The organism is Sphingomonas daechungensis (genome assembly GCF_014489495.1).
GTDB lineage: Bacteria > Pseudomonadota > Alphaproteobacteria > Sphingomonadales > Sphingomonadaceae > Sphingomicrobium > Sphingomicrobium daechungense.
This window is the reverse complement of the sequence record NZ_CP060780.1, coordinates 2,096,825-2,115,549: the sequence shown is the minus strand read 5'-3', so window position 1 is coordinate 2,115,549 and position 18,725 is coordinate 2,096,825. Positions and strand designations below refer to the sequence as shown.

The window sequence follows — 18,725 nt, the reverse complement described above, 5'->3', positions numbered from 1 at the left end:
GCTTTTATGAAAGCACTAGTCCTTGCTGCCGGCGCCGTGGCCTGCTCTTTGGCGTATCCAGCATCCGCGGGCATTTCAGTCCTCGACGGCAGTTTCGCCGAGGGTTGTTTCAAGGCTGCCGAGCAGCGCAACGTCACCCTTGAGTCGATGAACACCTGCGACCGGGCCTTTTCGGACCAGGCTTTGTCCGACGAAGATCGCCTGGCGACTCACGTGAACCGCGGGATCGTTCGCATGCTTCGGAGCGACTACGGGCGTGCCGAGACGGATTTCAGCGCTGCCATGCAGATGAATCCGCAGCGATCGGAGCCGTACCTCAACATGGCGATCCTGCAGTTGAGGACGGGTCACAGCGAAGCGGCCGTGCCGCTTTTTTCGAAAGCGATCGAGCTTGGAACGGAGCTGCCGGAGGTTGCTTACTACGGCCGCGGGCTGGCTCAGGAAGACGTCGGCAACGTCAAGGCGGCCTATGCGGACCTGAAGCAGGCCGTCCAACTGAAACCCGCCTGGGACGCGCCGCGTCGCGACCTTGCCCGCTACAAGGTGAGCCGCCCGTAGACGGCTCGCCAAGTGCCTAGTGCATGTTGGTCATCGCCAGCAGCATCGGGATCGACAGCAGGGTGTTCAGCCGCGAGAAGATCATCGCGGTGCGGGCCGACTTCGCCTTCGTCGCGTCGTCCGCCTCGACGAGCCCAAGTGCCTTCTTCTGGTTCGGCCAGATGATGAACCAGACGTTGAAGGCCATGATCAGCGCTAGCCACATGCCAATGCCGATCAGGCGGTTGGATGGGTCGTTCAGCAGCAACGCATTTTCCTCGCCGTAGAGGTAGGCGAGGATCAGGCCGGTCACGACGGTGAAGACGGCACCCCAGCGGAAATAGAAGAGTGCCTTCGGAGCGATGTATTTGGTGACCCCCGGTTTCAGTTCGGCGGGTACCGTGGGCATGGTCGGAATCTGCACGAAGTTGAAGTAATACAGCAGGCCGATCCAGGTGATGCCGAAGAATACGTGCAGCCACTGGAACACGCCCAGCCACAAGTCGGTCGAGCCAACCGAGTTCTGGAAGCCGCTGTTCGGAAATACCACGATCAGAATGGCCAGCACCAACCCCGCGATCAGGACACCGTTCAGATTCTCAAAGAATTTTCCCATCGTTTCCCCCTTCGCCGACAGACGGCTCCAAGACCTTCTTACGGCCCCGAAACAGTGAGTCGCAAGGTTGTGCGACGAACCATGGAGCGACATGGGCCGAGCATCGTTATGCAGGCGAAATCCCGAAGGAGACAGACCGCCATGGCCTTCCAGCTGCCCGAACTTCCCTATGCCAAGGACGCCCTTGTGCCGCACATCTCGGCGGAGACGCTCGAATTCCACTGGGCAAGCATCACCGCGCCTACGTCAACAAGACCAACGAGTTCGTCAGCGCGAAGCCCGAGCTAGAGGGCGCATCGTTGGTCGAGGTCATCCGGCACGCCAGCGGAGGTGGTGAGAAGAAGCTTTTCAACAACAGCGCCCAGCTGTGGAATCACAGCTTCTTCTGGCAGTGCCTGACTCCGGAAGCGCAGCAGCCGAGCGGCCGCTTGGCGCAGCTGATCGACGATGGGTTCGGCGGCGTCGAGCCGCTGCTCCAGAAACTCGGCGACGAAGCGGTGAACCACTTCTCGAATGGCTGGGCCTGGCTCGTGCTCGACCGGGATCACTTGAAGATCACCTCGCTCCATGACGCGGACACACCGCTCGTCCACGACGGCATGGTGCCGCTCTTCACGCTCGATGTGTGGGAGCACGCATATTACATCGACTATCGCAATGAGCGGCCGCGGTTCGTGACCTCGGTCCTGTCGAACATCGTCAACTGGGACTTTGTCGCCCAGAACCTCGACGGAAACGGCGCTGACCGAGCCGATCAGGAGGGCGCGGAAGCCCGGTCTAGCGAGGCGATTTCATAGGCTTGCGAACGCCTCATCCGCGTTTCATACCAATGGCATGGGGCGGGTGAGGCGAAACGGCCTTTGGCTGTGCGGATGGGTGCAAGCGCGCTCCGTGGGTTCATTGCGCTAGCCCTATTCATCCTTGTTCTTTTGCTGATCCTTCGCGGCCTTGCGGCTTGGCGCGAAGGTGAGGCGACGGCGCCTGCGGGCACCACTTACTTCGCAACGCCGGCGGGGCACGTCGCCGCTCGAGTCGCAGGGCCGGCCGATGGCATTCCCGTAGTCCTGGTGCACGGCACCGCGGCTTGGAGCGGTTTCTGGAGCGAAGTGGCCGATCACCTGGCGCAGCAGGGCTGGCGGTCATTGCCATCGACCTGCCACCGTTTGGTTGGTCAGATCGCGATCCGAGCGCTCGCTATGACCGCATTACCCAGGCCGAGCGCCTGTCGGCCATTCTCGGCGTGCTCGGCAAGCCGGCGGTCGTTGTCGGCCACAGCTTTGGGCGGGGCAGTCACCGAGTTGGGACTGCGTCACCCGGAGCAGGTTCGGGCCTGGTCCTCGTCGACGCCGCTCTTGGTGAGCTCGATCCCAAGACCGAGGCGCCTGTCGCCAAGGTCATGCGTGCCGAACCCGTTGCGCAGCTCGCGACGTCCGCAATCGTGACGAACCCCAACGCGCTAGAGCCCTTTCTGCGCTCACTGATCGAGCGGAAGGAACAAGCGCATCGTTGGATCCCGGTTCTTCGCGAGCCCATGCTGCGCGAAGGTTCGACGTCCGCCTATGCCGCCTGGCTTCCCAACCTGTTAACCAAGCAGGATGGTGCGCTGAGCCGTCGGTCGGCGACTCTGAGCGCCATCAAGATTCCCGTGGCGCTGATCTGGGGGACGCGGACACGGTCACGCCGCTCCCGCAAGGCAAGCGCATTGAGGCACTCACCCGTGCACGATCTCTGACCATCCTGTCGGGTGTCGGTCACATCCCGCACATCGAGGATCCAGCAGCTTTCCAGGCTGCTCTCGATCAGTCCCTGAAGACGGTCACGAAGGAGAAGGAATGAAGCGCAAGACGCTCGTCATCGGCGCCTCAGTCATCGGCGTCGCTGCTGTTGGAACGACCGTTGCGCTGGAGCCCTTGGCTGCGGATCCTGATGGCGAAAAGGACTGCGGCGACGTACTGCCGGAAGTCCCGACCCCGCATGGGATCGCGGTTCAGGAGCAGGTGCCCGAGCCGCGCTGGGCGCAGAAAGGCGGGACGGTCAATGACGCGAGCTGCGTAGACCGAACCGCAATCGCCGGAGTAATCGCTCCGGTTAGCGAGCGGGAGGCGCAGCAGGCGTTGACCTACGCCAAGGCCAAGGGACTCACGATTTCCCCCGCCGGTGTTCGCCACAGCATGGGCGGCCATGCCTTCCGGCGCGGCGGGCTGATGCTCGACATGCGCAAGATGAATGCGATCAGGCTCGATCCGGAGAAATCGACCGTTACTGTCGGTGCCGGGCAACCTGGCACGATATTCAAAACGCCATCCATCCGCGTTTTGCAGTCAAGGCGATGCAGTCGACGGATATTTTTACCGTCGGCGGCTCCATTTCAGTCAACGCCCACGGAATGGACCATCAGGCCGGGGCCATCCGGGATTCGATCCGCTCGCTTCGCGTCCTTCTCGCCGACGGGCAGGTGGTGACTGTTTCCCGAACGGAGAACCCTGAGCTCTTCGACCTGATCGTCGGGGGCTACGGCCTGTTCGGCATCATCCTGTCCGCGGAGATCGATGTCGTCCCCAACGCGATCTACCGATCGGAGCGGGAGCTGATCGCCACGTCGGACCTGCCCGGCCGGCTGACCCGGATCATCGCCGATCCGTCTGTCGGCCTGATGTACACACACATTTCAACCGCGCCTGGTTCGCTGCTCGATGAGGCGCTGATCTACACCTACCACCACACCGACGAGTCCGGTGCCGAGCGCGCGCCTCTGGCCGAGGTCGGCTCGGTCAAGATGCGTCGGCTCACGGTCAACTTGGCCAAGAAATCTACCGCCTTCCGCAGCTTCAAATGGTGGGCGGAAAAGAACCTCGAGCATCGGGCGGAAGCGTGCACTGTCACGCGTGCGCAGGCGATGAAAGACGGCGAGGCTTGCCTCGTTTCGCGCAACGACCCAATGCATGACAGCGTCCCATATCTCAGAAACGCTCTGAAGAACGACACGGATATCCTTCAGGAATACTTCATTCCTCGCGATCAGCTGCTGCCCTTCATCGACGGTCTCAGGACCATTGTCCGGCAGCACGACGCCAACCTTCTCAACGCTTCGGTGCGGGTCGTCGGCAAGGAAGACAACCGGCTGACCTACGCGCCCGCGCCCGCTTATTCGGTGGTGCTCTACTTCAACCAGCGGACCGACGCTGACGGGAATGCCCGGATGGCACGCCTGACCAGCGAACTGATCGACCTGGCTCGCGCGCGGGCGGCCGGTTTTTCCTGCCCTACCAGCTCTATTATTCGCCGGAGCAGCTGGTCGCGTCCTATCCCGAGGTTCGGGAGGTCTTCGCCGCAAAGCGAAAGTGGGACCCGGACGGCCTTTTCAGCAACACCTGGTACGAACGCTACGCGCTGGCCGTCGGCTAACGCTCAATAGTCGTAGACGTGCTCTACCTTGCCGCCATCCCGCTGGATGGCGCGGATCGCAGGCAGCAGTTTGTGTACTTTCGTCGAGATCCCAACGCGGCGCCAACCGCGCGGTTCGTCGAGCGGGATGGAGAACAGCTCTTTGCCGAGTGACGCCGTCGACCTTCCAGGCGGCAGCCAGATCGTCAGGAAGATGTCGTCGTTCCCGCTGATCTCGACCAATTCGGCGTTACCGTTAGCGAGCTTGAGTAGCAGGTCGGTAAACTGCGCGTATCGAGGCGCCTCAAGGACCGTAAGTCCGTCGGCGAGATGCCCGGTCACCTTGAAGCGAGGATCCGCGCCCGCAAGCGCTTGCCCATTCCCTTGCACGACGAAGCGTAATGCTCGCTCGTCCCGGCCGAGGCTGGCCCCGGAAGCGAAACCGATCAGCTTCGCGTACCCCGTCTTCACGCCATACTCGCTGCTCAGCGCGAAGCGGCGCTCCCAATGCCGGAACTTGGCCTTGGGCTCGGAAGTGCGCCACAGGTCCGAAAGTGCCTTGCTAAACGGGTATTCGTACCAAGGCGTCTCATGCATGAAAGCGCCGTAGGACTGCTGCACCTTTGCGGCCAACTTATCGTCGGCGCTTTTGTAGCCGCCGATCCACTCCGAGATCCGCCCGATCGTGTTCTCATAAGCCGCCTTGAACAGCAGCTCGGCCGAGAAGCTGGTCCCGATCGTGTAGAGCATCACCTTGGCGTCGGTCTGGGCAGCGCCGGCGGTCGCCCGGTTTACGGCACACAATCCGCGCCAGAACCCTCCAATGTCCCGCAAATAATGGTAGCTGCTCGGCGGCTTCGACTGAAGGTGTCGTCCAAACTCTTCCGCGGAATAAACGATGTGCCATTCAGGGTAGGTCAGCCAGGTCCGGGATTCATCCCGACGCCACTTCGGATCGGCCAAGCGAGCCTGGTAGCCGCCGGTCGACAACCCGTCGATCGGAGCTCGACATCGCGTTTCGGTGACGACGATCGGGACGGCGACCAGCGCGAGGAGGACACCGCCCGTCCAAAGCGTAACTTTCCAGTGGCGTTTCACGCAGTCGCAGGCTCACTGCCAGCGCCGCGACGACGCGCGATCAGATAGCCGACGATGATGGCGAAACCGCCGATGGCGATGTGCGGGATGTTGGCAGCGATGCGGGTCTCCAGCGGCAGGTCCGCCGGCCCGTGCAGGATGATCCCGAGGTCGAGATAGCCCATGCCGGTCAGCAGGCCGCACACGCCGTCCAGGAAGTAGAGCGGCCCGAAGATTCGGAAATAGGTCCGTGTCGCATCGTACGATTTCCAGGCCGCCCAGGCCGCCCAGATGCCCGATCCGAGATGAAGGGCGTCGTCCCACCACTGCAGCTTGAACAGGCCGAACAAATAGCCGTCGTGGTCCATCAGCGGTGGCATGTATCCCAGTGCCGTCACGCCAACGAAAAGCAGGGCATAGGCCCAGCCCATCAGTCGCACGAACTTTTCCATGTTTACCCCCCAAGTTTGCCCTGGGAGCAATGTGCCTTCGACTACTGCTTTAGTCGATAGCCTGTGCGGAAGATCCACCAGATCACGCCGGCGCAGGCGAGGAAGAAGGCGAAGGTCGCCGCGAGCGCGGCCGGGAAGGATACGTCAGCCGTCCCGAAGAAGGTCCAGCGGAAACCGTTGATGAGATAGACCACGGGGTTGAACAAGGTGATGGACCGCCACGGCTCCTTGAGCATGTCGATCGAATAGAAGGCGCCGCCGAGGAAGGTGAGAGGCGTGACGATCAGCAGCGGTATAACCTGCAGCTGCTCGAAACCCTTGGCCCAGATACCGACGATGAAGCCGAACAAGCAAAAGGTCGCCGCCACCAGCAGCAGGTAGAGCAGCATGAGCAGCGGGTGCTTCACTTCGACATCGACGAACAAATGCGCGGTCACGAAGATGACGAGGGCGACGATGATCGCCTTGCTCGCGGCCGCGCCGACATAGCCGAGCACCGTTTCCAACGCGGACAGGGCGCCGACAGGATCTCGTAGATCGTCCCCGTGAACCGCGGCATGTGAATACCGAAGCTCGCGTTGAAGATGCTCTCTGTGAACAGCGAGAGCATCATCAGGCCCGGCACGATGAAGGCCCCGTAGGGAATGCCGTTGATCTCGCTCATTCGGCTTCCGATCGCGGAGCCAAACACGACGAAATAGAGCGAGGTCGTGATCACCGGGACCGCGAGTCCAGTCCAGAGGGTCCGCCGGAAGCGGTGCATCTCGAACTTGTAGATGGCCAGGACGCCGTGGAGGTTCATGCGGCGGCTTTCTGGTGATTGATCAAGCCCACGAAAATGTCCTCCAGGCTCGACTGGTGGGTGTCGAGGTCCTTGAAGGCAATGCCTGCATCCCGCATCGCGCCCAGAAGCGAGGGAATGCCCGTCCGGTCGGCCTTGGCGTCGAACTCGTAGGTCAGCATTCCGCCGTCCTCGCTGAGTTTCAGGTCCCATTCTGCAAGCGCCGCCGGGACAGTCTCCAGCGCTTCCGCGAGCTGCAGGTGCAGGACCTTGCGGCCGAGCTTCTTCATCAACTCGGTCTTCTCCTCGACCAGGATCAGCTCGCCCTTGTTGATGACTCCTACCCGGTCGGCCATCTCCTCAGCCTCCTCGATGTAGTGGGTCGTGAGGATGATGGTGGTGCCGTTCTCGCGGAGGCGGCGGACCATGTTCCACATGTCCCGGCGAAGCTCGACGTCGACGCCGGCCGTCGGCTCGTCCAGGAACAGGATGTCCGGGTCGTGGGCGAGCGCCTTGGCGATCATCACGCGGCGCTTCATGCCGCCGGACAGTTCCTTGAGGATCGTCTTGCGCTTGTCCCATAGCGAAAGCTCGCGGAGGATCTCCTCGATCCGCTTTGGATCGGGACGGCGGCCGAACAGCTCGCGGCTGAAGCTGACCGTGCTGATCAAAGGCTCGAACACGTCCATGGTCAGCTCTTGCGGGACCAGTCCGATCCGTTTGCGCGCCTCGCGATAGTTCCTTTGCCAATTCTTGTCGTCGATCAGCACTTCGCCGGCCGTTGGCGTCACGATGCCGCAGACAATGCTGATCATCGTCGTCTTGCCCGCGCCGTTTGGGCCTAGCAGCGCAAAGATCTCTCCGCGCTGGATGTCGAGGTCGAGTGGCTTCAACGCGTGGGTACCGCTGCCGTACGTCTTCTCGAGGCCGCGAATGGACAGGATCGGATCACTCATTCGACGGGCGTCTCCGCAATGGATTCCGCTTTGCGCTCGGGTCGAGGCCATGACGGAGCAGCATGGGCATGTTGGCGACCGCAAAAACCAGCGACACGACGGTGACTCCCCAGACCTTGATCGTGAGCCAGGTATCGAAGGTCAGCGTCGCGCGCATGACTTCGTTGGCAACGGCCAGCGCCAGGAAAAAGAGAGCCCAGTTGAGGCTCAGCTTGCGCCAGCCTTCCTCGGTTAACCCCGGGAAAACCGGTCCGAACAGCCACTTCAGCAAGGCCTTGCCGCGCAGTAGCCCGCCGCCCAGCATCGCCGCGAAGCCGAGGTAGATGAAGGTCGGCTTCATCTGGATGAACTTGGGATCGCGAAGATAGAGCGTGATTGCGCCGAAACCGAGGATCAGGGCGGTCGAAATCCAGACCATCGGCGAGACGCGCTTCACTACAAGCAGGCCCACGGCAATCGAGATGATCACCGCCACCATGAAGGCGAGGGTGGCGACCAGAGAGCCTTGCAGCCCCGAGCCCGCCAACTTGTAGGCGACGAAAAACACGATCAGCGGCCCGTAGTCGAGCAGCATGGTCCAGGATGAGCTTTGCTTGGCTTGCTCGCTCATTCAGGCGGCAATCCGGCAATGGCGCGGGCGACGGCCCGCGGGTCGAAGGGCGGAGATCGTCGGCTGTCTCTCCGACCCGATGGCATGAATGGGCAAGCCGAACTTTTCCGCGGCCGCCACCAGAACACCGCCTCGCGCGGTGCCATCCAGCTTGGTCATGATCAGTCCGGTCACTCCGGCGGTCTCGCGAAACACCTCGACCTGGGCAAGTGCATTCTGCCCAGTCGTTGCGTCGAGGACGAGCAGGACGTCATGGGGGCCTCCGGGTTCAGTCGGCCCAGCACGCGCCGGATCTTGGAAAGCTCTTCCATCAGGTGCGACTTGTTCTGGAGCCGGCCGGCCGTGTCGACGATCAGCGCGTCGATGCCCGTGTCTGTCGCTTGCTTGACACCGTCGAAGACGATCCCGGCAGCGTCGCCGCCTTCCTTGCCGGAGATGACCGGAGCACCAATTCGATCGCCCCAGATCTTGAGCTGTTCGATGGCTGCGGCGCGGAAGGTGTCGCCGGCGGCCAGAAGGACGCCGTAATCCTGTTCTTTCAGCCAGTGGGCGAGCTTGCCGATGGTCGTGGTCTTGCCGGAACCGTTAACGCCGATCACCAGGATCACGTGCGGGCGGGGAAAGCCCCACACTTGCAGGGCTTGGCGACGGGAGCGAGTATCTTTTCAATCTCTTCGGCAAGGATCGAGCGGAGCCCCCGCTCATCCAATTTGTCGAACTTCTGCCGGGCAATCGCCTCTCGAATTCGCTTCGAAGCCTCTGGGCCCAAATCCGAGGCGATCAATGCCTCTTCGATGTCGTCGAGGGTGGATGTGTCGAGGCGGCACGGCTGGTTAGCCCCGTAAGGTTATCCGCGACCTTTTCCGCAGTCTTCGAAAACCCGCCGCGCAGGCGGTCGAGCCAACTCATGCCCACACCGCCGTCAAGCAATCGCCGTCACGTCCGATGATGTGCGCCTCGCCAATCTCACCGCGAGTCGCGCCGTCGATTTTCACCGGAGCGAAGCCGTCGCTGTGACCCTTGCCATTGTTCTCGATCATCACCGCCTGGTTGGACCCGACCAGACTGCCCAGCCAGCGCGAACGGCGTTCGGCCGCCGCTTCACGGAGCCTCGCCGCGCGCGCTTTCACAAGCTCCCGCTCAAGCTGCGGCATGCGCGCGGCCGGGGTGTCCGGACGAGGGAGAACGGGAAAACATGGGCCGCGACCACGTCGCAATCCTCAAGCAACTTCAAACTGTTCCGTGCCATTTCCTCGGTTTCTGTTGGGAAGCCGGCGATCAGGTCCGCGCCGATTGTCGCGTCTGACCGTCCGACCTTGATCCGCTCCACGGTCCGCACAGCGTCCACGCGGCTGTGCCGGCGCTTCATCCGCTTCAGGATCATGTCGTCGCCCGCCTGAAGCGACAGGTGGAAGTGCGGCATCAGTCGTGGCTCACCCGCAATCAACTCGAGCAGGGCATCGTCGATCTCGATGCTGTCGAGCGACGACAGGCGCAGGCGGGCGAGAGCCGGGATTTTGCTCAGCAAGCGCTGGCAAAGAGCACCAAGGCCCAAGCCGTCGCGTTCGTAACTGGTGATATCGACGCCGGTGAGGGCGATCTCCTTGGCACCGCGCTCAAGCTCGCGCTCGACTGCATCGCGGATCGCTTCGAAGGGCAGTGACCGGCTCGGCCCGCGCGCCTGCCAGATCGAGCAGAACGTGCAGCGATGGTCGCAACCGTTCTGGATAGCGACGAAACTGCGGACGTGACCCAGAAATCCGGCGGGTACGACCTGTGACGTCTTGACGGCGTTTCGGCGCAAGCTACCGATCTTGTTGTCATTTCCGACGACCCGATCGACTTCCGGCATGTCTGCGAACGACTTCGGGTTAAGCTCGGCCGCACAGCCGGTGACAAGGACTTTTGCGGACGGACGCTGGCGGCGCATCTGGCGGATCGACTGTCGCGTCTGCCGCACCGCCTCGTTCGTAACCGCGCAGCTGTTGACGACCACCCAGTCCTCGTCGGTGGTCGCGAGACGGCGGATGGTCTCGCTCTCCGCGAAGTTCAGTCGGCACCCTAACGTAATCGTCTCGACGCTCACGCGAGCGCCTCCAGGTCGATCTCGCCCTTGAAGACGTAGGTCGCGCTTCCGCGCATGCGGATTGGCTCTCCTTGCGCCCAGGCGATGGTCAGCGAGCCTCCGCGCATTGTCACCTTCACCGGCGACTGCGCGCGCTTCGTGAGAATTGCGGCGACGGCCGTCGCGCTGGCCCTGTGCCGCAGGCTCGAGTGATCCCCGCACCGCGTTCCCATGTGCGCAGCCGAATACCCTCGGGTGAACTTCGGCGACGTTGACGTTGATCCGATCCGGAAAGACGGGATCGTGCTCGATCCGTGGACCGAGCTCGTCGAGATCGATGCTATCGGCATTTTCCACGAAGAAGACGACGTGCGGGTTGCCCACGCTCAGCGCGACGGGATTGTGAAGCTCGCCCCAGGCCATCGGCATCGGGTTGGTCGGCATCGCGTAGGTGACCGGGACTTGGTCCCATTCAAAGCGGGCTCGCCGAGCGAGACTTCGACGTCGCTGCCGTCCTCTTCGCCCGTTACCAGGCCGCCGCCGGTCTCGATCGTCTTCGCATGAGTGAGGGCAACCACGCAGCGGGATGCGTTGCCGCAGCTTTCGACCTCGATCCCATCATGGTTCCAAATTCGCATCTCGAGATCGGCAACACTGGAGGTCTCGAGGACGATCAACTGGTCGCAGCCGATGCCGGTCTTCCGATCGGAGACCGCGCGGGCAAGCGCCTCGTCCATCGACAGCGGCTCTTCGCGCGCATCGAAGATCACGAAGTCGTTCCCGAGGCCGTGCATCTTGTGAAAGGTGCGTGTCATGACTTGCAGCGGCAATTAGGGACGGGCACAGGGCAAGTCCACCAGCCGCGAGTTAGGGAACATGCAAAGAGCCGCCAACGATGTGATGCAGTCGATCCTGTTTTCGGCTGTGCTCGATGCTGTCGCAGCACTGAAGAGCGCCTCCGGCGGTCTTCCGAACCAGCTTCTGCGTGATGTTCAGGCGATCCACCCGAATGTGACGTTCGCCGATCTTCCGAAGGAGTTGCAGGACGCGATCGCGAACAGCACCCGCGCGGCGTTCACGCAGCTGCTGAAGGAAGGCTACGCCGTGGGCCCACGCCAGCAGATGCAGGCGCAGCGTCCGATGGACCGTGTCCCGGAGCGTGACCGCCGCAATCCGAACGATCGCCGTACCGTGCGCCACGGGCAGGGGCGGCGAGGGCCTCCGCGTCCGGAAGGCGACGGCCCGGCAATGGTCCGCGAGGACCAGGCGGACCGGGCGGGGGCCCTTCGCGCCCGCGCAAGCCCCAAAAGGCAAGCCGCGGCTGAGTTGATTTCGGCAGGCGCATCCGCTAGGGCGCGCCCGTCTTTTAGACACAACATCGATGATCGCGCCCGAGGGTGCACGCTGGCCGATGAGGTTTCATCCGCCGGCGTATTTTGCGTTTTGCCTCCCTACATGGGCCGGACATCGATTGGGAGACGTGAATGTTCGATAGTCTGAGCGATCGGCTCGGCAATGTTTTCGACCGGCTTCGTGGGCGCGGTGCGCTTACGGAAGCGGACGTGCGTGCGGCGATGCGCGAGGTGCGCGTTGCGCTGCTCGAGGCCGACGTTGCGCTGCCCGTTGCCCGCGACTTCGTCGACAAGGTCACCGAGAAGGCGGTCGGACAGGAAGTCATTCGCTCGGTCACGCCGGGCCAGATGGTCGTCAAGATCGTCAACGATGCTCTCGTAGAAACGCTTGGCTCAGAAACCGCCGAGCTGAACCTCGATGTCAACCCGCCGGCCGTCATCATGATGGTCGGTCTCCAGGGCTCCGGTAAGACGACCACCACCGCCAAGCTCGCCAAGCGCCTCACGGAGCGCGAGCGCAAGCGCGTCCTTATGGCCTCGCTCGACGTCGCCCGCCCAGCCGCGCAGGAGCAGCTCGCGGTGCTCGGGCGCCAAACAAACGTCGACACCCTCCCGATCGTCGCGGGTCAGCCGCCGGTCGAGATCGCCGCCCGCGCGATCCAGGCCGCGAAGCTTCAGGCCTACGACGTCGTCCTCCTCGACACCGCGGGCCGTCTCCACGTCGACGACGCGCTGATGGGAGAAATGAAGGCCGTAGCCCAGGCGTCGAAGCCCACGGAAACCCTTCTCGTCGTCGACAGCCTGACCGGCCAGGACGCCGTCAATGTCGCCAAGGGTTTCGCTGGCGAAGTCGACCTTACCGGCGTGATCCTGACCCGCATGGACGGCGATGCCCGAGGCGGTGCGGCGCTGTCGATGCGCGCGGTCACTGGCAAGCCGATCAAGTTCGCCGGCGTCGGCGAGGCGCTCGACAAGCTGGAAGCCTTCCACCCGGACCGCGTCGCCGGCCGCATCCTTGGGATGGGCGACGTCGTCAGCCTGGTCGAGCGCGCCGCCGAAACCATCGAGATCGAGGACGCCGAGAAGCTCGCGGCCAAGATGGCCAAGGGCAAGTTCGACCTCGACGACCTTTGGTCACAGCTCAAGCAGATGCAGCGCATGGGCGGCCTCGGCGCGCTTGCCGGCATGATGCCCGGGATGAAGGGCATGAAGGGCGCGATGGACAAGGCGCAGGATTCCAAGGCGCTGGTGCACATGGAGGCGATGCTGTCCTCCATGACCGCGAAGGAGCGGGCCAAGCCGGAAATCGTGAACGCCAAGCGCAAGATCCGCATCGCCAAGGGCAGCGGAACGACCGTTCAGGAAGTGAACAAGCTGCTCAAGATGCACCAGGAAATGTCCACGGTGATGAAGCGGCTGAAAAAGATGGGCGGGCTGGGCAAGCTCGCGGCAATGTTTGGAGGCGGCGGGGGCCTAGGGGGTCTCGCCGGTGCTGGCGGAATGCCTGGCCTTGGTGGTGGCGGAAGTCCCGCACTTCCGGGCCTCGGCGGCAATCACCCGTTCAACCTGCCTCCCGGTTTCGACAAGTTTGGCAAGAAATAACAGAAATTTAGAAGAAGGATTGAAGACATGGCAGTAGCAATTCGCCTCGCACGTGGCGGGTCCAAGAAGCGCCCCTATTACCGCATTGTCGTGGCGAACAGCCGCAACGCGCGTGACGGCCGCTTCATCGAGAAGGTCGGCACCTACAACCCGCTGCTGGCGAAGGATTCGCCGGAGCGCGTGAAGCTGGACGCCGATCGCATTTCGCATTGGCTGTCGGTCGGCGCGCAGCCGTCGGACCGCGTCCTCCGCTTCCTCGATGCCGCCGGCATCAAGGAGCGTCCGGCCCGCAACAACCCGAAGAAGGCGGAACCGGGCGAGAAGGCCAAGGAGCGCGTCGAAGAGCGTGCGAAGCGCGCTGCAGACGCTGAAGCCGCTGCCGCGGAGGCCGCTGCTGCTCCGGCCGAAGAGCCGGCCGCTGAAGAGGTCACCGAGGCTCCGGCTGAGGAAGTGGTCGCCGAGGAAGCTGCTGCTGAAGCTCCGGCTGCTGAGGAAGCTGAGGCCCCGGCCGAAGAAGCTCCGGCTGAAGCCGAAGCCGCCGCTGAAGAGGCTCCGGTCGCTGAATCGTCGTCCGAGCCGGCCGAAGGTTCGGTCGAAGATGCTCCGGCCGAAGGTGCCGAGACGCCGGAACAGCCGGTTGCCGAAGCTGAGGGCGTTTCGAGCGAAGAGCCTGCCGAAGGCGCCGCCGAGGACACCGAGAAGGCCGAGTAACGGACAAGATGACCGACAAGCGCGTCGCACTCGCCGCAGTGGCCGGCGCGCATGGCGTGAAGGGCGAGGTTCGGCTGAAGCTGTTTTCCGACAGCGCAGCCAGCCTCGCCCAACATCAGAATGTCTACGTAGGCGGTGCCCAGCGCCGCCTTCTTTTTGCTCGCGACGGCGGCAAGACCGCGATCGCGCGCTTCGAAGGCGTCGCGGACCGATCTGCAGCCGAAGCCCTTCGTGGATCGCTCATCGAGGTGGATCGCTCTGCGCTGCCGCCGCTCGAAGAGGGTGAATACTACCACGCCGACATCGTCGGGCTGCCTTGCGTCGATCGCGACGGGAAGCCGGTCGGCACGGTTGCCACGGTCGAGAACTTCGGCGCGGGGGATTTGCTCGAGATCGAGTTTCCCAACGGCAAACGCTCGCTGATCCCGTTTCGCGATGGCGTCGCCGACCTGGAGGACGGCCGCATCGTCCTCGATCCGGAATTCCTAGCGTAACAGCGGCTGCTCTTTAGCCAGATCGTTGCGGATCGTCGTCGCCGCGACGCCGCCTTCACCCATCGCATGGCTGATCTGGTCGAGCCCGATCACCACGTCTCCCGCCGCATAGAGTCCCGGCACGCTCGTGCGCTGCCGCGCGTCCACGCCGATGCATCCCTGCTCGCTGAGCCTCGCTCCGAGCTGCTCGGCAAGCTGCGTGTGCGTGTCGGATCCCAGCGCCGGATAAACGCTGTCGAAGGTGTAATGCCCCTCGGCGGTGTCGACGACGATGCACTTGTCCGAAATGGCCACCGCCTGAGCAGGCCCGTCCACGCATTCGATGCCCGCGTCCTTCAGTCGTAACTTGTCTTCTTCCGTGACCTTCAGCGCCGTGTCGGGCGCGATGAGCGTCACGTGAGGCGTGTAGCTGCGGAGGAATATGGCCTCCGCGACTCCCCGGCTGTCGCTGCCGATCACGCCGACGTTCTTGTCGGTGACCTCGAACCCGTCGCAGATCGGGCAGTAGCGAATCAGGCCACGCTGAAGCGCCTCGTCATGAAGCTCCTCATCCATCGGCGGCCGCCGGTTCTTCACGCCGGTTGCTAGCAGCACCGTCTTCGTCTCGACCGAGCCAGATCCCCACGTCGCGCAGAAGCCATTTTCGGTCTGGTCGAGCCGGGTCACATAGTCCCGCTCGATCCGCGCACCGTAGCGCTGCGCCTGCTCGCGCATCAGCCGGACGAGTTCCTTGCCGCTGATCCCGTCCGGATAGCCGGCATGGTTGTGGGTACACGGAATGCTTTCCGCACGCCCCTTGCCGTCGTCCACCACCAGGATGTCGAGGTGGAAGCGCGCGAGGTAGATCGCGGCGGTCAATCCAGCGGGTCCGCCGCCGACGATCAAGCAGTGAAGTGGTTCAGCCATTCGTGGCCCAATGGATTGCCGCAACTACGGTTCCAGACTAGCCCGCGCGCATGCCGTTCGCCGCGACCGTCCTGACCCTTTATCCGGAGATGTTTCCGGGTCCGCTCGGCGTCAGCCTCGCAGGCAAGGCGCTGGGTGAGGGCACCTGGTCGCTCGATACGGTGCAGATCCGCGACTTCGCCACCGACAAGCACCGCAGCGTCGACGATACGCCGGCGGGCGGTGGGGCAGGGATGGTGCTGAAGCCCGACGTGCTCGCCGCCGCCGTCGACAGCGTTGCCGACGGCCGCCCGATCCTCGCGCTCACCCCTCGCGGCAGACCGCTCAGCCAGGAACGCGTCCGCGAACTGGCAGCCGGCGAGGGGGTCATTCTCCTCTGCGGCCGCTTCGAGGGATTCGACGAGCGAATCTTCGAGGCCCGCGATATCGAACCCGTCTCGATCGGCGATTACGTCCTCTCGGGCGGAGAGCTTGGAGCGATGGTCATCCTCGATGCTTGCGTGAGACTGCTTCCCGGGGTAATGGGCGCGGCCTCCAGCGGTGAGGAGGAGAGCTTCGAAGCGGGGCTACTCGAATATCCGCACTATACCCGACCAGTAACATGGGAAGGACGCACGATCCCCGAAGTGCTGCGGTCGGGGGATCATGCGAAGATTGCGGCGTGGAGACACGCAAAGGCAGTCGAAGATACACGGCTAAGGCGGCCGGACCTGATCGAGCGCCACGGGGGCGCATCGCAGGCACCGCCCTCTGGCGCGCAGCGTGAAGATAGAGCGAGTAAGAAATGAACCTGATCGAGACTCTTGAGCGCGAAGCCATTGAAGCGCTGACCGCCGACAAGAAGGTCCCGAATTCCGCCCTGGCGATACCCTCCGCGTTGGCGTGAAGGTCGTCGAAGGCGACCGCAGCCGCGTCCAGGCGTTCGAAGGCGTTTGCATCGCCCGTTCGAACAAGGGCGTCGGTTCCAGCTTCACCGTCCGCAAGATCAGCTTCGGCGAAGGCGTCGAGCGCGTCTTCCCGCTCTATTCGCCGTCGATCGATTCGATCGAGGTCGTTCGCCGCGGTGCAGTCCGCCGTGCGAAGCTCTACTATCTGCGTGGCCGTCGCGGTAAGTCGGCGCGCATCGCCGAGCGTCGCGACCCGCGCCGCGAAGCCGCCAAGGCGGAATCGACCGAAGCCTAAGGTTCAGTCGCGGCGCGACTTGATCGCGCTGCGATCGACCAGCTTCGTGTAGAGGTGCCAGGTCGCGTAGCCGAGCCACGGCAACACGACCGCCAGTCCCACGAATAGTGGGATCGACCCGAGCACCAGCAGTGCCGCGACGATGATCCCCCAGCGGAGCATCACGCCCGGGTTCTCCCGGACGGCGCGCCATGACGTCGAGACGGCTTCCGATGCGCTGATGTCGCAATCGACCAGCATCGGCAGCGAGACGACGCTGAGGCCCAGGACGAGGGCGGAGAAGGCGAGGCCGATCGCATTACCGATGACGATCAGCGCCCAGCCTTCCGGCGTCGTGAACACCCGGCTGACGAAGGCGCCAATCGAATCCGGCTCCCACCAGCCGAACAGTGCGATGTAGAGCGCGCTGGCGACAAATATCCAGGCGACGAAAATCCCCAGGAGCAACGCAGCCACGGCGCTGATCTCGTCGATTCCCGGGCGCTTGCGGACGTCGAGAAAGTGCTGCCAGTTCGAATGGAGGCCGCTCTCTCGCCGCCTCGCCATCTCGTAGAACCCGAGCGCGGCGATTGGACCGAGAAGTCCGACCCCGGCGACGATCGGAAAGAGCAGGGGCAGCAAGGCGCCGCCCATGATCGCGGTCGCTGCGACCAAGCCAACCAGCACGTAGATCAGCCCGACGAAGATCAGGTCGCCGCGCATCTCCATGAAGTCGGCCCAACCCTCACGCAAAGCCGCATTCGCGTCGGCGAATGTGATCCTCCGGACCGGGATGCTGGCCTTGGAGGGCTTGGAAGAGGAAATGGTTGTCGCGGGCACGGAGACCTCCCTTCACACTGAGGGCGCGTCTCGCGAGCTGCCGCGGGGCGCGTCGCTTGGGCGACTCTCATACCAAAAAATTGGGATCCCGACACTTGGTGAATCCACGCGGGTGCACTAGGTGCGATCCCGAAACGGAGACTGAAGAATGGGCTATCGGGTCGCAGTTGTCGGAGCGACAGGAAACGTCGGGCGGGAGATGCTCAATATCCTTGCGGAGCGGCAGTTTCCGCTGGACGAGATTGCAGCGGTGGCTTCGCCGCGCTCGACGGGCGACATCATCGACTTCGGCGACAGCGGGCAGGAGCTCAAGGTCAAGAACCTCGAGCATTTCGACTTCAGCGGTTGGGACATTGCCCTGTTCGCCGCCGGATCGGACGTCAGCAAAGTGCACGCGCCGCGCGCGGCGCAGGCCGGCTGCACGGTCATCGACAACAGCTCGCTCTATCGGATGGATCCGGACGTTCCGCTGATCGTGCCCGAAGTGAATGCCGAGGCGATCGTCGGCTACACCAGGAAAAACATCATCGCGAACCCGAACTGTTCCACCGCCCAGCTGGTGGTGGCGCTGAAGCCGCTGCACGACGCTGCCCGCATCAAGCGCGTGGTCGTCGCCACTTACCAGTCGGTGTCGGGCGCCGGGAAGCAGGGCATGGATGAGCTGTTCGAGCAGTCCCGCAACATTTTCGTCGGCGATGCCAACGAGCCGGTGAAGTTCACCAAGCAAATCGCTTTCAACGTCATCCCGCACATCGACACCTTCCTCGACGACGGCTCGACCAAGGAAGAGTGGAAGATGGTCGTCGAGACGAAGAAGATCCTCGGCCCGTCGATCAAGCTGACCGCGACTTGCGTCCGTGTGCCCGTGTTTGTCGGCCATTCAGAGGCGGTGAACATCGAGTTCGAGAACGAGATTTCCGCCGACGAAGCGCGCAACATCCTGCGCGAGGCGCCGGGGGTGATGGTCGTCGATAAGCGAGAGGATGGCGGCTACGTCACGCCGATCGAATGCGTCGGCGAATATGCGACCTACGTCTCCCGGATCCGCGAGGATTCGACGGTCGAGAATGGCCTCAGCCTGTGGGTGGTCAGCGACAACCTCCGCAAGGGCGCGGCGCTGAACGCTGTGCAGATCGCCGAGCTGCTCGGTCGCAAGCACCTGCAAAAGGCGGCGTAGACAC

16 protein-coding genes and 7 pseudogenes are annotated in these 18,725 nt (G+C 63.5%); 11 read left to right on the top strand and 12 right to left on the bottom strand.

The window, feature by feature from the left end; translation table 11 throughout:
- Nucleotides 1-6: 6 nt before the first annotated feature.
- Nucleotides 7-558 (top strand): tetratricopeptide repeat protein, encoded by a 552-nt coding sequence (locus tag H9L15_RS11305; protein WP_187714144.1) that lies wholly within the window; start codon nt 7-9, stop codon nt 556-558.
- Between the two features lie 16 nt (nt 559-574).
- Here H9L15_RS11305 and H9L15_RS11300 read toward each other — a convergent pair whose 3' ends face one another.
- Nucleotides 575-1,153, bottom strand: a complete 579-nt coding sequence (locus tag H9L15_RS11300) for a urate hydroxylase PuuD (protein WP_187714143.1) — start codon at nt 1,151-1,153, stop codon at nt 575-577.
- 141 nt (nt 1,154-1,294) lie between these two features.
- Between H9L15_RS11300 and H9L15_RS11295 the strand changes: the two are divergent.
- The 3 genes and pseudogenes from H9L15_RS11295 (at nt 1,295) to H9L15_RS11285 (ending at nt 4,568) form a co-directional block, all read left to right on the top strand.
- Nucleotides 1,295-1,950, top strand: a pseudogene (locus H9L15_RS11295) (superoxide dismutase).
- A 287-nt stretch (nt 1,951-2,237) separates the two neighbouring features.
- A complete protein-coding gene (locus H9L15_RS11290) occupies nt 2,238-2,885 on the top strand; it encodes an alpha/beta hydrolase (protein ID WP_223276184.1) in 648 nt (215 codons plus the stop codon).
- 100 nt (nt 2,886-2,985) lie between these two features.
- A pseudogene (locus H9L15_RS11285) lies at nt 2,986-4,568 on the top strand (FAD-binding oxidoreductase).
- Here H9L15_RS11285 and H9L15_RS11280 read toward each other — a convergent pair.
- The 9 genes and pseudogenes from H9L15_RS11280 to dapF form a co-directional block, all read right to left on the bottom strand.
- The gene (locus H9L15_RS11280) at nt 4,562-5,635 is read right to left on the bottom strand and encodes a hypothetical protein (RefSeq protein WP_187714142.1); all 1,074 of its coding nucleotides are present in this window, start codon (nt 5,633-5,635) and stop codon (nt 4,562-4,564) included. The pseudogene H9L15_RS11285 and the gene H9L15_RS11280 overlap by 7 nt on opposite strands.
- The gene (locus H9L15_RS11275; protein ID WP_187714141.1) at nt 5,632-6,066 is read right to left on the bottom strand and encodes a DUF4383 domain-containing protein; all 435 of its coding nucleotides are present in this window, start codon (nt 6,064-6,066) and stop codon (nt 5,632-5,634) included. Before H9L15_RS11275 ends, H9L15_RS11280 begins: the two co-directional genes overlap by 4 nt.
- 41 nt (nt 6,067-6,107) lie before the next feature.
- Nucleotides 6,108-6,868 (bottom strand): annotated as a pseudogene (locus H9L15_RS11270) (ABC transporter permease).
- Nucleotides 6,865-7,803 (bottom strand): ABC transporter ATP-binding protein, encoded by a 939-nt coding sequence (locus tag H9L15_RS11265; RefSeq protein WP_187714140.1) that lies wholly within the window; start codon nt 7,801-7,803, stop codon nt 6,865-6,867. Before H9L15_RS11265 ends, H9L15_RS11270 begins: the two are co-directional and overlap by 4 nt.
- Entirely contained in the window at nt 7,796-8,413 is a 618-nt protein-coding gene (locus H9L15_RS11260) for an inner membrane-spanning protein YciB (protein ID WP_187714139.1), read from the bottom strand. Before H9L15_RS11260 ends, H9L15_RS11265 begins: the two co-directional genes overlap by 8 nt.
- A pseudogene (gene ftsY, locus H9L15_RS11255) lies at nt 8,410-9,322 on the bottom strand (signal recognition particle-docking protein FtsY). The gene H9L15_RS11260 and the pseudogene ftsY overlap by 4 nt, the downstream one beginning before the upstream one ends.
- Nucleotides 9,319-9,543: a hypothetical protein gene (locus H9L15_RS17725; RefSeq protein ID WP_223276183.1), complete on the bottom strand. Its 225-nt coding sequence runs from the start codon at nt 9,541-9,543 to the stop codon at nt 9,319-9,321. Before H9L15_RS17725 ends, ftsY begins: the two are co-directional and overlap by 4 nt.
- Nucleotides 9,540-10,499: a MiaB/RimO family radical SAM methylthiotransferase gene (locus tag H9L15_RS11250; protein ID WP_223276181.1), complete on the bottom strand. Its 960-nt coding sequence runs from the start codon at nt 10,497-10,499 to the stop codon at nt 9,540-9,542. Before H9L15_RS11250 ends, H9L15_RS17725 begins: the two co-directional genes overlap by 4 nt.
- Nucleotides 10,496-11,293: pseudogene (gene dapF, locus H9L15_RS11245) on the bottom strand (diaminopimelate epimerase). The gene H9L15_RS11250 and the pseudogene dapF overlap by 4 nt, the downstream one beginning before the upstream one ends.
- A gap of 61 nt (nt 11,294-11,354) precedes the next feature.
- Here dapF and H9L15_RS11240 point away from each other — a divergent pair.
- The 4 genes and pseudogenes from H9L15_RS11240 to rimM all read left to right on the top strand — a co-directional run bounded on the left by H9L15_RS11240 (nt 11,355) and on the right by rimM (nt 14,637).
- Nucleotides 11,355-11,978, top strand: coding sequence for a hypothetical protein (locus H9L15_RS11240; RefSeq protein WP_187714138.1), 624 nt, complete (start codon nt 11,355-11,357; stop codon nt 11,976-11,978).
- The gene (gene ffh, locus H9L15_RS11235; protein WP_187714137.1) at nt 11,963-13,432 is read left to right on the top strand and encodes a signal recognition particle protein; all 1,470 of its coding nucleotides are present in this window, start codon (nt 11,963-11,965) and stop codon (nt 13,430-13,432) included. The genes H9L15_RS11240 and ffh overlap by 16 nt, the downstream gene beginning before the upstream one ends.
- A 27-nt stretch (nt 13,433-13,459) precedes the next feature.
- A pseudogene (gene rpsP / locus H9L15_RS11230) lies at nt 13,460-13,900 on the top strand (30S ribosomal protein S16); the annotation flags it as partial.
- Between the two features lie 251 nt (nt 13,901-14,151).
- Complete coding sequence (gene rimM, locus H9L15_RS11225) at nt 14,152-14,637, top strand: ribosome maturation factor RimM (RefSeq protein ID WP_187714135.1); 486 nt, start codon at nt 14,152-14,154, stop codon at nt 14,635-14,637.
- Here the strand turns inward: rimM and H9L15_RS11220 are convergent.
- Nucleotides 14,629-15,543, bottom strand: a complete 915-nt coding sequence (locus H9L15_RS11220; RefSeq protein ID WP_187714134.1) for an NAD(P)/FAD-dependent oxidoreductase — start codon at nt 15,541-15,543, stop codon at nt 14,629-14,631. The two genes, rimM and H9L15_RS11220, sit on opposite strands and share 9 nt — an antisense overlap.
- Nucleotides 15,544-15,593: 50 nt before the next feature.
- Between H9L15_RS11220 and trmD the strand changes: the two genes are divergently transcribed.
- Both trmD and rplS read left to right on the top strand, forming a co-directional pair.
- Nucleotides 15,594-16,331 carry a tRNA (guanosine(37)-N1)-methyltransferase TrmD gene (gene trmD / locus H9L15_RS11215; protein WP_187714133.1) on the top strand — a complete coding sequence of 246 codons (738 nt, stop codon included), beginning with the start codon at nt 15,594-15,596 and terminating at the stop codon, nt 16,329-16,331.
- A pseudogene (gene rplS, locus H9L15_RS11210) lies at nt 16,328-16,725 on the top strand (50S ribosomal protein L19). The gene trmD and the pseudogene rplS overlap by 4 nt, the downstream one beginning before the upstream one ends.
- A gap of 3 nt (nt 16,726-16,728) precedes the next feature.
- On the opposite strand, the gene H9L15_RS11205 reads toward rplS, so the two are convergent.
- Nucleotides 16,729-17,544, bottom strand: coding sequence for a DUF2189 domain-containing protein (locus H9L15_RS11205; protein WP_223276180.1), 816 nt, complete (start codon nt 17,542-17,544; stop codon nt 16,729-16,731).
- Nucleotides 17,545-17,692: 148 nt separating this feature from the next.
- On the opposite strand from H9L15_RS11205, the gene H9L15_RS11200 reads away from it, so the two are divergent.
- On the top strand, nt 17,693-18,721 hold the full coding sequence (locus H9L15_RS11200) for an aspartate-semialdehyde dehydrogenase (RefSeq protein WP_187714132.1): 1,029 nt from the start codon (nt 17,693-17,695) through the stop codon (nt 18,719-18,721).
- Nucleotides 18,722-18,725: the final 4 nt, after the last annotated feature.

Bases quoted from the DNA above. Each gene is read 5' to 3' on its own strand.
- H9L15_RS11305 (WP_187714144.1), top strand. From the start codon at position 7: ATGAAAGCACTAGTCCTTGCTGCCGGCGCCGTGGCCTGCTCTTTGGCG.
- H9L15_RS11300 (WP_187714143.1), bottom strand. From the start codon at position 1,153: ATGGGAAAATTCTTTGAGAATCTGAACGGTGTCCTGATCGCGGGGTTG.
- H9L15_RS11275 (WP_187714141.1), bottom strand. From the start codon at position 6,066: ATGGAAAAGTTCGTGCGACTGATGGGCTGGGCCTATGCCCTGCTTTTC.
- H9L15_RS11265 (WP_187714140.1), bottom strand. From the start codon at position 7,803: ATGAGTGATCCGATCCTGTCCATTCGCGGCCTCGAGAAGACGTACGGC.
- H9L15_RS11260 (WP_187714139.1), bottom strand. From the start codon at position 8,413: ATGAGCGAGCAAGCCAAGCAAAGCTCATCCTGGACCATGCTGCTCGAC.
- H9L15_RS11240 (WP_187714138.1), top strand. From the start codon at position 11,355: ATGCAAAGAGCCGCCAACGATGTGATGCAGTCGATCCTGTTTTCGGCT.
- ffh (WP_187714137.1), top strand. From the start codon at position 11,963: ATGTTCGATAGTCTGAGCGATCGGCTCGGCAATGTTTTCGACCGGCTT.
- rimM (WP_187714135.1), top strand. From the start codon at position 14,152: ATGACCGACAAGCGCGTCGCACTCGCCGCAGTGGCCGGCGCGCATGGC.
- H9L15_RS11220 (WP_187714134.1), bottom strand. From the start codon at position 15,543: ATGGCTGAACCACTTCACTGCTTGATCGTCGGCGGCGGACCCGCTGGA.
- trmD (WP_187714133.1), top strand. From the start codon at position 15,594: ATGCCGTTCGCCGCGACCGTCCTGACCCTTTATCCGGAGATGTTTCCG.
- H9L15_RS11200 (WP_187714132.1), top strand. From the start codon at position 17,693: ATGGGCTATCGGGTCGCAGTTGTCGGAGCGACAGGAAACGTCGGGCGG.